The sequence below is a fragment of the Azohydromonas sediminis genome, assembly GCF_003574675.1.
In the GTDB taxonomy this organism is placed as follows: domain Bacteria; phylum Pseudomonadota; class Gammaproteobacteria; order Burkholderiales; family Burkholderiaceae_C; genus Calidifontimicrobium; species Calidifontimicrobium sediminis.
Genome location: NZ_QOAZ01000088.1, coordinates 1 through 1,134, shown reverse-complemented (window position 1 = coordinate 1,134; position 1,134 = coordinate 1). Strand labels below are relative to the sequence as shown.

Below are 1,134 nucleotides of genomic sequence, written 5' to 3'. Positions count from 1 at the left end.
CACGTGGACCACGGCAAGACGACGCTGACGGCGGCGATCACGACGATTCTGGCGAGCAAGTACGGCGGCGAGGCGAAGAAGTACGACGAGATCGACGCGGCGCCGGAGGAGAAGGCGCGCGGCATCACGATCAACACGGCGCACGTGGAGTACGAGACGGCCAACCGTCACTACGCGCACGTGGACTGCCCGGGGCACGCGGACTACGTGAAGAACATGATCACGGGTGCGGCGCAGATGGACGGCGCGATCCTGGTGGTGAGCGCCGCCGACGGCCCGATGCCGCAGACGCGCGAGCACATCCTGCTGGCGCGGCAGGTGGGGGTGCCGTACATCATCGTGTTCCTGAACAAGTGCGACATGGTCGACGACGCCGAACTGCTCGAACTCGTCGAGATGGAAGTGCGCGAGCTGCTCTCGAAGTACGACTTCCCCGGCGACGACACGCCGATCATCAAGGGCTCGGCCAAGCTGGCGCTCGAGGGCGACAAGGGCGAGCTGGGTGAGCAGGCGATCATGAAGCTGGCCGAGGCGCTGGACACCTACATCCCGACGCCCGAGCGTGCGATCGACGGGGCCTTCCTGATGCCGGTGGAAGACGTGTTCTCGATCTCGGGCCGCGGCACGGTGGTCACGGGCCGTGTGGAGCGCGGCATCATCAAGGTCGGCGACGAAATCGAGATCGTGGGGATCCGTCCGACGCAGAAGACCACCTGCACGGGTGTGGAGATGTTCCGCAAGCTGCTCGACCAGGGTCAGGCGGGCGACAACGTGGGCATCCTGCTGCGCGGCACCAAGCGCGAGGAAGTCGAGCGCGGGCAGGTGCTGTGCAAGCCGGGCAGCATCAAGCCGCACACGCACTTCACGGCGGAGGTGTACGTGCTGAGCAAGGAAGAGGGCGGGCGGCACACGCCGTTTTTCAACAACTACCGTCCGCAGTTCTACTTCCGCACGACGGACGTGACGGGGGCGGTGGAGCTGCCCAAGGACAAGGAGATGGTGATGCCGGGCGACAACGTGCAGATCACCGTCAAGCTGATCGCGCCGATCGCGATGGAAGAGGGCCTGCGCTTCGCGATCCGCGAGGGCGGGCGCACCGTGGGCGCCGGCGTCGTCTCGAAGATCATCGAGTGA

The 1,134-nt window shown here is 66.1% G+C and carries 1 protein-coding gene; it reads left to right on the top strand.

Translation table 11 applies throughout. The annotated features are described in order from the left end of the window. On the top strand, positions 1-1,134 hold a 1,134-nt coding region (gene tuf, locus DRV96_RS17740; protein ID WP_119293608.1), incomplete at its 5' end, for an elongation factor Tu.